Raw genomic sequence first — 12,136 nt, 5'->3', positions numbered from 1 at the left:
TCTATATGTGCCATAGGTATATAGATTGGGTTCGTGATGCTGACCGAAGACCTCGAATGGTTTGTCGTTCTCGCCGAAACCCAACAGGTGACCGCTACCGCGGATCTGACTCACCTGTCGCAGCCGACACTCTCGCGCAAACTCGCACGCCTCGAACGACAGATCGGTGTGACGCTCTTCGACCGTCAGGGACGCCGGCTCGAACTGAACCGGTACGGCGAGATCCTCTACCGACACGCTCGCACCGCTCTTCACTCACTCGACGCGGCGCAGAGCGAAATCCAGTCGCTGGCGAGCCCCGAAAGCGGTACGGTCCGGCTCGACTTCCTCCACTCGTTCGGCACCTGGTTGGTGCCGCACATGCTGCGCGGATACCGCGTCGAGCATCCCGGAGTGCGATTCGAGCTGCATCAGGACAGTGCGCAGTTCCTGGTCGACAGAATTGCCGCCGGCACGTCCGACCTGGCCGTCGTCTCGCCGCAGCCGCGTGATCCGCAGGTGGCATGGATGCAGATCGCCCAGCAGTCACTGGCATTGGCTGTTCCGGCTGATCATCGCTTTGCGAAGTTGCATTCGGTCGAGCTCGCGGACGCGGCCGACGAACCGTTCATCGGTATGCATCCGAACTTCGGGATGCGAAGAATTCTCGATGAACTGTGCGCGGCCGCAGGATTCACGCCGAATTTCGTCTTCGAGAGCAGCGAGCTGGCAACGGTCGGCGGACTGGTCTCCGCGTCCTTCGGTGTCTCGGTCATGCCGGTTCAGGATCCACCGATCTGGGCCGAAGGAGTCGTCTACGTACCGATCGAAGGAGCCCAGCGAAAAATAGGGCTGATCTGGTCGAAGAGCCGCGAGCTGTCCGATCCCGCCCGGACGTTCCGCAACTACGTCGAAAGAACGACTTGGTAGTGAAAGTGCCCCCGGATAACTACGGATCGGTAACATCCCTCGAGGGGAGCAATTTTCATGCCATTCTTTTCAAACCTACGGTGCCGTAGGCTGGGGCGAAGTCGCGCATTCACTCAACATGGAGGCAAGAAATGACGAGGATTCTGACGCAGCTGGAGCTGCTACAAGAGCTGCAGCCGGTTGCCGAGGAGAACGTCAACCGCCACATCTCCATGGCCAAGGAATGGCATCCACACGACTACGTTCCGTGGGACGAGGGTCGTAACTTCGCAGCCATGGGCGGCGAAGACTGGAGCCTCGAGCAGTCACAGCTCGGCGAGGTAGCTCGCGCCGCGATGATCACCAACCTGCTCACCGAGGACAACCTGCCCTCGTACCACCGCGAGATCGCCGAGAACTTTTCGCAGGACGGCGCCTGGGGAACGTGGGTCGGCCGGTGGACCGCCGAGGAGAACCGTCACGGCATCGTGATGCGTGACTACCTCGTCGTCACGCGCGCAGTCGACCCCGTCGAGCTCGAGCGCTTCCGCATGGAACACATGACAAACGGTTACAGCGCACCCATCGACGAGGGCGACGCCGGCCTGCTGCACTCGGTCGCCTACGTGACCTTCCAGGAACTCGCGACGCGCGTCAGCCACCGCAACACCGGCAAGGCTTGCGACGAGCCGATTGCCGACAAGATGCTTCAGCGCATCGCCGCTGATGAGAACCTGCACATGATCTTCTACCGCAACATTTGCGCCGCCGCGCTCGATCTTGCTCCCGATCAGGCGCTCAAGGCTGTGGCGAACATCGTCCAGAACTTCCAGATGCCGGGCGCCGGCATGCCGAACTTCCGTCGTAACGGCGCTCTCATGGCCAAGCACGGCATCTACGACCTTCGCCAGCACCTCGACGAGGTCGTCTGGCCCGTCTTGCGCAAGTGGAACATCTTCGAGCGCAACGATTTCAGCGCCGAAGGCGAGAACACGCGCGAAGAATTGGCGACCTTCCTCGAGACCCTTGCCGCCAACGCGACGAAGTTCGAGGAACAGCGCGATCGCATGCTCGCACGCGAAGCCGCCAAGCGCGAACAGCAGGCTTCTTAGTTTCACCAGCTATTCTGTGCCCGGTACCGGATTCGGTACCGGGCACTTCCAATTGTCACAAGTATTTGTTCAGAGGTAGACATGTCATCCCTACGTATCGGTTCACTCGAGCTGCACAGCCCCGTGGTCCTCGCCCCTATGGCGGGCGTCACCAACGTCGCTTTCCGCACGCTGTGCCGTGAACTCGAACTCGAACGTGCAGGCAGCACGTCCGGCCTCTACGTCTGCGAGATGGTCACGGCACGCGCGCTCGTCGAGCGCCAGCCGGCCACGATGCACATGACCACGTTCGGCCCGACCGAAACGCCCCGGTCGCTGCAGCTGTACACAGTCGACCCGGATACGACCTACGCCGCGGCGAAGATGATCGTCGACGAGAACATGGCCGATCACATCGACATGAACTTCGGCTGTCCCGTCCCGAAGGTGACCCGCAAGGGCGGTGGCTCCGCGCTGCCGTACAAGCGTCGGCTGTTCGGACAGATCGTCGCGGCCGCTGTGCGCGCGACCGAGGGCACCGATATTCCGGTCACCGTGAAGATGCGCGTCGGCATCGACCCCGAACATCACACGCACCTCGACGCCGGCCGGATCGCCGCAGCTGAAGGCGCTGCTGCCGTCGCACTTCACGCACGTACCGCGTCGCAGCGCTACTCCGGCACTGCTGACTGGAACGAGATCACGCGTCTCAAGGAACACGTCACCGACGTTCCGATCCTCGGCAACGGTGACATCTTCGATGCTTCGGATGCTGCCCGGATGATGAACGAGACCGGCTGCGACGGCGTCGTCGTCGGACGTGGCTGCCTCGGACGGCCATGGCTGTTCGCGGAACTCAGCGCAGCTCTCAACGGACAACAGATCGCCACGCCGCCGACGCTCGGCGAAGTCACCAAGATCATCGCCCGTCACGCCCAGCTGCTCGCCGCACACCACGGTGAGATGAAGGGCTTGCGCGAACTTCGCAAGCACGTCTCCTGGTACATGCGTGGGTTCCCGGTCGGATCGGATCTGCGGGTCTCGATGGCGTTGGTCAGCACGTTGTCCGAACTGGACGACCTGCTCGGACAGCTCGATCACGACGTCCCGTTCCCCAAGGACGCCGAAGGCCCGCGGGGTCGCCAAGGCTCGCCCGGTCAGGTAGCACTTCCGGAAGGTTGGCTCGACGATCCCGAGGACGATCTTGTGCCGGTGGGGGCTGACATGATGCACTCCGGTGGCTAGCGAGAACACGCCGTCGGATTACTCTCATCACTTTCTGAGTGAAGCACTCAGGATTCACCAGTAATATGGCTCCAGCTTCGTCGACAACCGGTTGACGCCGGCATCTGAATGACGAGTTACTGACAGTCGACGACGGGACAGGTTGCATCGGTGGGTGATGATCACGATTCGGGCCCACCTCCGCCCGAGAGCCGCGCCCCCTGGGAACGTCCGCTCGCAGACAAGCGGTTCCGCAACGCCCGCCCGGACCAACCGGCAGCTCCCCAGCGTCCTGCCACACCCCAGCGACCAGCACCGCAACCACCCAGTCCCCCGGAGCGTCGCAGCAGTGGACGGACCGGCCGCCGGGATTCGCCTCCGACCGACGACTCTGTTTCGGTCGCCGAGTTGGTCCGTCGGGTAGGCGACCAGAAGCCGCCACCTGCCCCGGCTGCGCCGCCCAAGGCAGCGCCGACCAAATCCGCGCCACCCAGGACTCCACCTCCATCAGCGTCCGCGCCGCCCCCGGCCCGGCCGATTCCCGCGCGTCCGACAGTCCCGCCCGCCGCTGCGGACTGGATCACCGAAGAACATCCCGTCACCTCCGCAGTGCCGCGGGTAGTCGGTGACACCGGCGCTACCCGTCTGGCGCAAAGCAAGATTCGCCGCCGCCATCGCGCAAAAGTGATCGGCCGATCGGCAGTAGCGTTCCTGGCCGTCATGTCTCTCGCGTTGACCGGCGTCGTCTGGGGTTATCTGCGGTCAGTCGAAGGCGGTTTCGATCAGATTGCGGCACTCGACACCGAGTCCGACGACATCATCGACGCCGGGGGCCAGCTCGGCGACGAGACGTACTTGATCATCGGCACCGATACCCGCGCCGGCGCGAGCGGTGAGATCGGCGCCGGAACCGTCGAAGACGCCGAAGGCGCGCGCGCCGACACGGTCATGCTGGTGAACATTCCCGCCGACCGAAGCCGTGTCGTCGCCGTCTCCTTCCCGCGTGACCTCGACGTCGAACGTCCGATCTGCCAGGGCTGGGACAACGACGCCGGCAAGTACACCAGCGAAACCTTCCCGGCCGCCAGTGGCGACAAGCTCAATGCGACGTACGCACTCGGTGGTCCCAAGTGCCTGGTCAAGGTCATCCAGAAGATGTCCGGCCTGAAAATCGGGCACTTCGTCGGAATGGACTTCGCCGGTTTCGAGCGCATGGTCGACACCGTCGGCGGCGTGAACGTCTGCTCCCCCGGACCGATCGAGGACGGCATCCTCGGAACCGTCCTCGCATCCGGCGGAACGCAGATGCTCGACGGCCGTACCGCCCTCAACTATGTGCGTGCGCGCCACGTCGAAGCCGAGGGTAACGGCGACTACGGACGCATCACCCGTCAGCAGAAGTTCCTGTCGGCGCTGCTCCGCTCGGCCCTGTCCAACCAGGTCCTCCTGAATCCGAGCAAGCTCAACGGATTCATCAACGCCTTCACCAGCGACACGTTCGTCGAGAACATCGACACGAAGTCGCTGGTCACCCTCGGCCGTTCGCTGCAGAACGTCGACGCGGGCGCGGTCACGTTCTTGACGGTCCCCACGGACGGCACCAACGACTGGGGCAACGAGATTCCTCGCACCGACGAGATCAAGTCCCTCTTCCAGGCGATCATCGACGACGAACCGCTTCCGGGTGAAGAGCGCGAGGACACCACACCGTCGTCGACCAGTTCCACGACAACCCCTCCTACGTCCAGCATGCCGCCCGCCGCCACTTCCGTCGAAGCGATGAGTGCCTACAACATCTCGGTCGACGTCTCCAACGCGTCGGGAATCGCCGGGCAGGCCGCGACGATCGCCGACAGCCTCGCTGCCTACGGTTTCCAGATCTCCACGGTCGGCAACTTCAGCGCAGCCACCGGCCTGGCGAATGCTCAAGCCTCGACCACCGTCGTGCGTTACGCAGCAGGTTACGAGGCTGAAGCGGTCACTGTCGCTTCGTCGATTCCCGGTGCGGTTCTCGTTCTCGCTCCGAGCATGGGAGACATGATCGAGGTCGTCGTCGGAAGCAATTTCGCCGGCACCGTCGTCGCCCCCGCGGACCCGGGGACCATCCTGGCGGCAAATCCGACATCGGTCGACACCAGCACCTCGACGGCTCTGCCCGCCGACATCGCCAGCGTCAACGCAGGCGACACCACCTGCGACTGACACGCGTTCATTCACCTTGCGTTCACCTGGTGCTTGTGACTTGGTCTTTCACGGCACGTAGGCTCTGACCTCATGCGCGTGGCTTACAACGAACAGATGACCGAGCTTGCAGACACGCTCGGCGAGATGGCAGGACTGGCAGGTGCCGCTATGGAGCGCGCCACCCAGTCCCTGCTCCAGGCAGACCTGTCCCTGGCAGAACAAGTAATCGGCGAACACGACAAGATCACCGAACTCAGCACCATTTGCGAGGAGCGCGCGTTTGCGCTGCTCGCCCTGCAGGCTCCCGTTGCCGGAGATCTGCGCTCGGTGGTCAGTGGAATCCAGATCGTCGCTGACATCGACCGCATGGGTGCACTCGCCCTGCACGTCGCGAAGATCGCGCGCCGCCGACATCCCAACCACGTGCTTCCCGAAGAGGTCAACGGCTACTTCGCCGAGATGGGACGCATCGCTGTCTCCATCGGTGCGGCCGCCAAGGTCGTCCTCGAGACCCGCGACCCCGAGCGCGCTGCCCGCCTGCGCGAAGAAGACGAAGCGATGGACGACCTCCACCGCCACCTCTTCACCGTCCTCATGGACCGCGAGTGGAAGCACGGCGTTGCCGCCGCAGTCGACGTCACGCTGCTCGGCCGCTTCTACGAGCGGTTCGCCGACCACGCCGTCGAGGTCGGCCGACGCGTCATCTTCCTGGTGACCGGCAAGCTGCCCGAAGAGCCGGAAACCACCGAGAAGGTCGACAACCTCACCTCGTACCCGGATCTCTGAACCCAACCGTCCACGTGAGTAAAAGGCGGCCGCGCACTTGCGCGGCCGCCTTTCCTATTCAGTTCTCGTGTAACCAGGTCTTCAACGTGGGTCCTGCAGTTGTGGATCCCGGCCCGGGCAGCAGCGCCCCACCCTTCATCGCCTTACCCGCTCCCGGCATCGAGATCGGGATCAGCCACTTGCGTCGGCCACGGTATTTCAAAATCTCACGCGTCATGGCCGGGATCTCGAGGACCTCAGGCCCGGCGAGATCTGGAGCCCTCCCGGTCGGACCGTTCTGAGCGCATGTCACCAGAGCCTCGGCGACGGTCTTCGCCGCTATCGGTTGGGAGCGCATCCGGGGAACCATCGCGACCGGCCCCAGTCCGAAGAGCGCGATGGTCTTCTCGCCGAACTCGAACCACTGAGTGGATCGCAGGATCGTGAAGGGAATGCCCGACGCTTCCACCGCGCGTTCCTGCGCGGCCTTTCCCTGGTAGTACCCGAAGGACTTCAACTGCGGATCGTCGCAGTTCACGATCGAGAGCAGCACGTGATGCTTAACGACTGCTCTGGCTTCGGCCGCGGCGATGTTCTTCGCTGCCGTCTCGAAGAACTCGATCGCCTTCTTGGCACTGTTGGTGACGTGATCACTCACGTCGATGACAACGTCGGCACCGACAAATGCTTCGTCCAACCCCGCACCCGTGGAGATGTCGACTCCCGTCGATCGAGCGGCGGCTACGACGTCATGGCCCCCGATTTTCGCCTGCTCGACGACCAGCTTTCCCATCTGGCCGGTTCCGCCCAGAACAACAATTCGCATGATGCCTCCGTCAAACCCGTCCGCCCGGCTCTCTTCGGCCTGGTCACATACTGGACGACGCAGCCTCCCGAAGTGTGACGGTCGGGCGAATCAGTCGCTGTATTTCTGCGAAACCCGCCCACGCCACTGCGACCAGATCGGATCCAACGCTGCGCTCGCCTCGTGTGCGTGATCGGCCACGGCCCGTGCCAGCATCCCTGCTCCCGCCAGCGGCGTCACGTGCCCTTCGACCACGTCGGAAGTCTTGATCCCCAACAGCATCGTCGTACCGAGCACGCGATGGCCACCGAGAATTCCCGGCAGCGAACGGCCCGGCACGCTACGCAGGTCGAGTGTTTCCACGAGCAGCGCGTCACCGTCGACGGTAATGCGCTGATCCGAGCGAAGGGCACCGCCGGTTTCGCCGGTCCGGCCGAACACGATCATCTCGTCGAGCAGCGCAACCGCATCGGATTCCAGTGAAATATCCACGCGCCTGGTCACATCCGCGCCGCCCGCGACGACAAACGGTGCCGCGCGCCAGATCAGCGCCGCACCGGCGCCGACGCTCGCCGAAGCCGACCACGACGCCCGGCCGCCACGCGCGTTGTACGCGACGGTCCCCGACGGCTCGATCACCTCGAGGCACGTACCCGGAGCGACTACGAATTCGATACGCAGGTCGTCGCCGGCCAGCAGCGTTGCACTGTGCCCTACCAAGGCAATTCGCACGGTGAGCCCGCGAGCGTCGACGAACCGCGGGGCCAGGAAGTCGCCCGAGATCAGCTCTCGCGCAACAGCGGTGTCACCCACTCTCTCGACGACGACCCGCGTAGCTCCGGTGCGCATCAGTGAGCGTGAGAGTGGCTGTGCCCGTGACCGTGTCCGTGGTCTTCTTCATCGGCATGGAAGTGCGGCGCCATCGGCCCCGGATCCTGCGGGGTGTGACTACCCGCGCGGTGAGCTGCGATGACCTGGCGAAGCCACGCACTGAGCTGGTCGATCGTCGCGTGATCCTTCTGGCTGAGCGCGAGAACGGGAAGTCCGTCTCGCGCGGCCGTGGCATCGGCCACCATCTGGACCGCGTCGACGTCGACGTACGGGGCCAGGTCGATCTTGTTGACCACCAACAGATCTGCCCGCTCGATGCCGGGACCACCCTTACGTGCGACGTCTCCGCCGCCCGCGACGTCGATGCAGAAGATCTGGGCGTCGACCAGTGCCGGGCTGAACGTGGCGGTCAGGTTGTCACCGCCGCTTTCCACGATCACCATGTCGAGGGGATGGAACTGACGCTCGAGGTCTTCGACCGCAATGAGGTTCGGCGTCACGTCGTCACGGATGGCCGTGTGCGGGCACGCTCCGGTCTCGACTGCGACGATGCGCTCGATCGGAAGTACGTTGGCCGCGCGCAACAGTCGCGCGTCCTCGTCGGTGTAGATGTCGTTGGTGACCACCGCGATCTCGTACTCCGACGCGAGCTCGCGGCAGATGGTGGCGATGAGGGTACTTTTGCCGGTGCCGACGGGGCCGGCAACGCCGAGCCTCAAACCTCTTGCAGCAGTGGTGGTGTTGTTCAGGTTGTCAAGCACGGAAAATCCTCCTGGATCGAGCGTGGTGTTCGAGTGACCATTGTTCGACCAACGGTCCTGTTGTTGCGGGTATATCTGTGACGCCCTCGACTGCTACGGCAGCCGCGGCGACGGTTTCGATGGTCGGGGCTGCTCGGAGCAACCATTCGACCGGTTCTGCCGGATCCACCGGCAGTAGCTTCAGTGCCGCCGACGCCACCGTTTGAGCGTCGTCGTACAAACAAGATCTGGCTGCCTGCAGGTCGTCCATCCCGGAGATCGCCGTGAAGACTCCCAACGCGAGCGGACGCATCGGATGCCCAGGCAGCGCCATGAGCATCTGCACCGCGGGGTGCTGCGGCCACAATCGCGACGCCAGCCTGGCCAGTCCACGTCCGAGCTGAATCGACGCCTCACGCAGCGGTGCGCTGGGGGTCCGAGCGAGCAGTTCCCGCGAGATGTCCTCGAGTTCGCCTGCACCACCGGCACTTACGGCCCAGCGGCGCGTGACCACCGCTGCAGCGGCCTCGACAAGTCCCACTGTTTCGAGTCGACCGCGAATGAAGTCGGGGACCTGACTCTGTAGGAGTCCGCCCGCCAGTGCCGGTTCCAACCCCGACGAGTGAGCGTGACCGCCGGTAGGCAGACGCCCGTCTGCCAAGAGCATCGATGCTATCTCGGCAGACGCCATCTCGATTGACATGGTTTCAGAACAGCATGTAGCGCTGAGCCATCGGCACTACGTCAACGGGGTTGGGAGCGATCAGGTCGCCGTTGACCTTGATGGCAAACGTCTCCGGATCGACGTCGATGGACGGCAGTGCCGTGTTGTTCGGCATATCCGCCTTGGTGAGGTGCCTCGTCGGACGAACACCGGTGAGGGTGCGCGTGAGACCGAGACGACCGGCCAGACCGTCCTCGATCGCCATCGGCGAGACGAACGTCGTGGACAGGTGCGGGGCTGATCCCGGAGTCGCCGCGATGGCCGGGCGAACGAACACCGGTTGCGGGGTCGGGATAGCAGCATTCGGATCACCCAGCGGCGCAGCAACTATCGCCCCACCCTTGATCACGGCAGAAGGACGGACACCGAAGAACGCGGGATCCCACAGCACCAGGTCCGCCATCTTCCCGGCCTCGACCGATCCGATCTCGTGATCGATACCGTGAGCCACCGCGGGGCAGATCGTGTACTTGGCGACGTAACGGCGCGCACGCTCGTTGTCGGCCGGCATGCTGGTACCCAGCTTGCCGTACTGGGCCTTCATGACGTGGGCGACCTGCCATGTCCGCAGGGTCACCTCACCGATACGGCCCATCGCCTGGGCGTCGGACGAGGTGATGGAGATGGCACCGATGTCGTGCAGAAAGTCTTCCGCTGCAATAGTTGTCGGCCGGATCCGGGACTCGGCAAAGGCAAGATCCTCTGGAACCCGGGGATTGAGCGCATGACACACGATGAGCATGTCGAGGTGCTCGGCAACCGTGTTTACGGTGTGCGGCAACGTCGGATTGGTCGATGCCGGAAGAACGTTCGGCTCACCTGCCGTCACGATGATGTCCGGAGCGTGCCCGCCGCCGGCGCCTTCCGCATGGAACACGTGGATCCCGCGCCCGGCGATCGCGTCCAAAGTGTGCTGTACGTAGCCGGTTTCGTTGAGGCTGTCGGCGTGCAGCGCCACCTGGAGCCCGAACTCGTCAGCTGCTCGCAGAGCTGCGTCGATTGCCGCCGGAGTGGAACCCCAGTCCTCGTGGACCTTGAATCCACCTGCGCCGGCGAGAGCTTCCTGACGCATGGCCTCATGGCTGACGGTGCTGCCCTTGCCGAGGAGAAGAACGTTGAGCGGGATGTGGTCGAGGGCCCGGTGCATCATCGTCAGCGACCAGGCGCCGGGCGTGACGGTGGTTGCCTTGCTTCCCTCGGTTGGGCCCGTTCCGCCGCCCGCCACCGTCGTCGTACCGGTCGCGAGCGCTTCCATCATCTCGATTTCACTGAGGAAGTGCACGTGAGTGTCGATCGCACCCGCGGTGAGGATCTTCCCCTCGCCGGCGATCACGTCGGTGCTCGGCCCGATGAGCAACTTGGGGTGCACGCCATCCATGATGTCGGGGTTACCGGACTTGCCGATCGCAACGATGCGTCCGTCGCGAATTCCGACGTCTGCCCGGACGATTCCCCAGTGATCGAGGATCACCGTGTTGGTGATGACGACGTCGAGAGCGCCCTGGTCGCGAGTGGTCAGGCCCTGGCCCATCGACTCGCGGATGCTCTTGCCGCCGCCGAAGACCATCTCGTCGCCGGTCGCGGTGTAGTCGTGCTCGATCTCGATCCACAGATCTGTGTCGGCCAAACGGATCTGGTCGCCAGCGGTCGGGCCGTACAAGGAGGCGTAACCGCGTCGATCGATCCTGCTCATTCGGCTGTCCTCTCAACTGGCGTCGCGACGTCGTCCGGTGAATCCGCCTCGACTGGAACATCACTCACACGAACGTTCACCGAAGAGGCTCGCAAAGGTTCTTCGACCTCGACGCCGGGCGTGCCGAACGGCATCACGGTCTTGGGCTCACGCGCATGCGTCGGTAGGTCTTCGTCCGGCACGATCTGCAGGCCCGGAACCCTTTTGAGTCCGCCGAGCGCGATCAGTGTCACCGTCCTGCTTACCCCGGGTTCGAACCGAACCGACGTTCCCGAGGGGATGTCGAGCCGGAAGCCGTCTGCCGCTTCGCGATCGAAGGTCAACGCCGGGTTGGCCGCTGGAAGGTGGAGATGTGAACCGATCTGAATGGGGCGATCGCCGTCGTTGACGACGACCATCGTGATCTTTTCCGCGTCAGTGCCGAACTCGAGCGGTTCGGTGGACACACGTACCTCACCGGGGATCATCGAATGGGCTCCGTCACGGTGACCAGCTTGCGACCGTCCGGGAAAGTGGCCTCCACCTGGACGTTTGCAATCATCTCGGGTACCCCTTCCATCACGTCGTCGCGGGTGAGCACTTGCCGACCGGCGTTCATCAGTTCCGCAACCGTCATTCCGTCACGCGCACGCTCGAGAATCCAACACGAGATCAGGGCCATCGCTTCGGGGTAGTTCAGCAGTACCCCGCGCTCGCGGCGGTCGCGGGCGACCATGCCCGCAACGCTCAGGAGGAGCTTTTCGGTATCTGAAGGGGTGAGGTGCACTGACAAGCCCTTCCTGTTGTGAAACGACATCGATCGACAGCGTGCTGTCGGGCCGAGATTAGCATTGCCCGAAGCGTCGTCAGTATCCACGAGATTCACATCGTCGGCTACTTCAGCGCGCACTCGGCGCACTTGCGCTGCTCATCGAATTATTCGGGCGCCCAACGACGCTCAGCTCTGCGCCCCGGAGTGGGAACTATCACCACAACCAAAAAGTTTCACCCCCGTCTCCTGTCGGAAACGGGGGTGAAACATGATCGTGCAGTGTGCAATCCCAGGGGCTATCCGAAGCGGCCGGAGATATAGTCCTCGGTGGCCTTCTGCGTCGGGTTCGAGAAGATCTTCTCGGTGTCGTCGATCTCGACGAGCTGACCGGGCTTACCGGTTGCCTCGAGGTTGAAGAATGCCGTCTGGTCACTCACACG

Annotated in this window: 12 protein-coding genes and 1 pseudogene; 5 read left to right on the top strand and 8 right to left on the bottom strand. The window is 63.8% G+C overall.

Annotated features, from left to right (window positions below):
* Positions 1 to 33: 33 nt before the first annotated feature.
* From H7C86_RS25345 to phoU, 5 genes are all read left to right on the top strand, one after another.
* Positions 34 to 909: a LysR family transcriptional regulator gene (locus H7C86_RS25345; protein ID WP_182262435.1), complete on the top strand. Its 876-nt coding sequence runs from the start codon at positions 34 to 36 to the stop codon at positions 907 to 909.
* A 131-nt stretch (positions 910 to 1,040) separates the two neighbouring features.
* Entirely contained in the window at positions 1,041 to 2,000 is a 960-nt protein-coding gene (locus H7C86_RS25340; protein ID WP_080909530.1) for an acyl-ACP desaturase, read from the top strand.
* 81 nt (positions 2,001 to 2,081) lie between these two features.
* Positions 2,082 to 3,224 (top strand): tRNA dihydrouridine synthase DusB, encoded by a 1,143-nt coding sequence (gene dusB / locus H7C86_RS25335; RefSeq protein WP_003939756.1) that lies wholly within the window; start codon positions 2,082 to 2,084, stop codon positions 3,222 to 3,224.
* Between the two features lie 150 nt (positions 3,225 to 3,374).
* A complete protein-coding gene (locus tag H7C86_RS25330; RefSeq protein WP_259349294.1) occupies positions 3,375 to 5,405 on the top strand; it encodes an LCP family protein in 2,031 nt (676 codons plus the stop codon).
* Between the two features lie 72 nt (positions 5,406 to 5,477).
* Positions 5,478 to 6,173, top strand: coding sequence for a phosphate signaling complex protein PhoU (gene phoU / locus H7C86_RS25325; protein ID WP_003940130.1), 696 nt, complete (start codon positions 5,478 to 5,480; stop codon positions 6,171 to 6,173).
* 58 nt (positions 6,174 to 6,231) lie between these two features.
* Here the strand turns inward: phoU and H7C86_RS25320 are convergent, their stop codons facing one another.
* The 8 genes and pseudogenes from H7C86_RS25320 to pstB form a co-directional block, all read right to left on the bottom strand.
* Positions 6,232 to 6,978, bottom strand: a complete 747-nt coding sequence (locus tag H7C86_RS25320) for an SDR family oxidoreductase (protein ID WP_182262434.1) — start codon at positions 6,976 to 6,978, stop codon at positions 6,232 to 6,234.
* 90 nt (positions 6,979 to 7,068) lie between these two features.
* Complete coding sequence (locus H7C86_RS25315; protein ID WP_020970608.1) at positions 7,069 to 7,806, bottom strand: urease accessory protein UreD; 738 nt, start codon at positions 7,804 to 7,806, stop codon at positions 7,069 to 7,071.
* Entirely contained in the window at positions 7,806 to 8,549 is a 744-nt protein-coding gene (gene ureG, locus H7C86_RS25310; protein ID WP_020908922.1) for an urease accessory protein UreG, read from the bottom strand. The genes H7C86_RS25315 and ureG overlap by 1 nt, the downstream gene beginning before the upstream one ends.
* A complete protein-coding gene (locus tag H7C86_RS25305) occupies positions 8,542 to 9,231 on the bottom strand; it encodes an urease accessory protein UreF (protein ID WP_069145682.1) in 690 nt (229 codons plus the stop codon). Before H7C86_RS25305 ends, ureG begins: the two co-directional genes overlap by 8 nt.
* A 4-nt stretch (positions 9,232 to 9,235) precedes the next feature.
* Positions 9,236 to 10,945 carry an urease subunit alpha gene (locus H7C86_RS25300; protein WP_019745084.1) on the bottom strand — a complete coding sequence of 570 codons (1,710 nt, stop codon included), beginning with the start codon at positions 10,943 to 10,945 and terminating at the stop codon, positions 9,236 to 9,238.
* Positions 10,942 to 11,412 carry an urease subunit beta gene (gene ureB, locus H7C86_RS37870; RefSeq protein ID WP_047889842.1) on the bottom strand — a complete coding sequence of 157 codons (471 nt, stop codon included), beginning with the start codon at positions 11,410 to 11,412 and terminating at the stop codon, positions 10,942 to 10,944. Before ureB ends, H7C86_RS25300 begins: the two co-directional genes overlap by 4 nt.
* On the bottom strand, positions 11,409 to 11,711 hold the full coding sequence (gene ureA, locus H7C86_RS25290; protein WP_003939800.1) for an urease subunit gamma: 303 nt from the start codon (positions 11,709 to 11,711) through the stop codon (positions 11,409 to 11,411). The genes ureB and ureA overlap by 4 nt, the downstream gene beginning before the upstream one ends.
* A gap of 281 nt (positions 11,712 to 11,992) precedes the next feature.
* Positions 11,993 to 12,136: pseudogene (gene pstB, locus H7C86_RS25285) on the bottom strand (phosphate ABC transporter ATP-binding protein); the annotation flags it as partial.

Source organism: Rhodococcus sp. UFZ-B548 (genome assembly GCF_903819475.1).
Taxonomy (GTDB): Bacteria; Actinomycetota; Actinomycetes; order Mycobacteriales; family Mycobacteriaceae; genus Rhodococcus_F; species Rhodococcus_F erythropolis.
The sequence above is the reverse complement of the archived record's forward strand: the minus strand, read 5'-3'. Positions and strand labels throughout refer to the sequence as shown.